Origin of the sequence: Ferdinandcohnia salidurans (genome assembly GCF_042680725.1) — a bacterium.
In the GTDB taxonomy this organism is placed as follows: Bacteria; Bacillota; Bacilli; order Bacillales; family Bacillaceae_L; genus Ferdinandcohnia; species Ferdinandcohnia salidurans.
This window is the reverse complement of record NZ_JBHUEK010000006.1, coordinates 1-1,024: the sequence shown is the minus strand read 5'-3', so window position 1 is coordinate 1,024 and position 1,024 is coordinate 1. Positions and strand designations below refer to the sequence as shown.

8 tRNA genes and 1 rRNA gene are annotated in these 1,024 nt (G+C 49.5%); all 9 read right to left on the bottom strand.

From position 1 onward, the window contains the following. Positions 1–65: 65 nt before the first annotated feature. Positions 66–141: transfer RNA gene (locus tag ACFSFW_RS02895), tRNA-Ala, on the bottom strand. A gap of 11 nt (positions 142–152) precedes the next feature. Next, positions 153–229: transfer RNA gene (locus ACFSFW_RS02890), tRNA-Pro, on the bottom strand. 3 nt (positions 230–232) lie between these two features. Beyond that, positions 233–309: transfer RNA gene (locus ACFSFW_RS02885), tRNA-Arg, on the bottom strand. Positions 310–323: 14 nt separating this feature from the next. Then, positions 324–412, bottom strand: a tRNA-Leu gene (locus tag ACFSFW_RS02880). Positions 413–423: 11 nt separating this feature from the next. Beyond that, a tRNA-Gly gene (locus tag ACFSFW_RS02875) sits at positions 424–498 on the bottom strand. A 4-nt stretch (positions 499–502) separates the two neighbouring features. Next, a tRNA-Leu gene (locus tag ACFSFW_RS02870) sits at positions 503–583 on the bottom strand. A 14-nt stretch (positions 584–597) separates the two neighbouring features. Next, a tRNA-Lys gene (locus tag ACFSFW_RS02865) sits at positions 598–673 on the bottom strand. A gap of 30 nt (positions 674–703) precedes the next feature. Further along, positions 704–779: transfer RNA gene (locus ACFSFW_RS02860), tRNA-Val, on the bottom strand. 9 nt (positions 780–788) lie between these two features. Then, positions 789–904 (bottom strand): 5S ribosomal RNA (rrf, locus tag ACFSFW_RS02855). Positions 905–1,024 lie beyond the last annotated feature (120 nt).

The window sequence follows — 1,024 nt, the reverse complement described above, 5'->3', positions numbered from 1 at the left end:
TCAATAGTTTGTTACTTTAGAATTAAACGTTGACGCTTGTATTGTGTTCAGTTTTCAAAGAACTTTGGTGGAGCCTAGCGGGATCGAACCGCTGACCTCCTGCGTGCAAGGCAGGCGCTCTCCCAGCTGAGCTAAGGCCCCATAGTTTATAATGGTCGGGAAGACAGGATTCGAACCTGCGACCCCTTGGTCCCAAACCAAGTGCTCTACCAAGCTGAGCTACTTCCCGTAATGGCGCGCCCGAAAGGAGTCGAACCCATAGCCTTCTGATCCGTAGTCAGACGCTCTATCCAATTGAGCTACGGGCGCATAATTTATTAAAGTGGTGCCGAGGACCGGAATCGAACCGGTACGGTAGTCACCTACCGCAGGATTTTAAGTCCTGTGCGTCTGCCAGTTCCGCCACCCCGGCAAGTAATTCCATGGAGCGGAAGACGGGATTCGAACCCGCGACCCCCACCTTGGCAAGGTGGTGTTCTACCACTGAACTACTTCCGCATAATGCGGGTGAAGGGACTCGAACCCCCACGTCAAAGACACTAGATCCTAAGTCTAGCGCGTCTGCCAATTCCGCCACACCCGCATATTTAATTGATATGGTGAGCCATGAAGGACTCGAACCTTCGACCCTCTGATTAAAAGTCAGATGCTCTACCAACTGAGCTAATGGCTCGTACATAATATAACTCGTACAACTTGAAAATGGTGGAGGATGACGGGATCGAACCGCCGACCCCCTGCTTGTAAGGCAGGTGCTCTCCCAGCTGAGCTAATCCTCCATTTTTTCAGCCTAGCGACGTCCTACTCTCACAGGGGCAATGCCCCAACTACCATCGGCGCTGAGAAGCTTAACTTCCGTGTTCGGTATGGGAACGGGTGTGACCTTCTCGCTATCGTCACTAGACTATTAAAAGAACATTTCCTATTATAATCTCTTATCGAGATAAATCAAGTGGAAATTCATTCCTTCAAAACTAGATAACGTACATGCATTCATATTCGAAGTATTTTGGTTAAGTCCTCG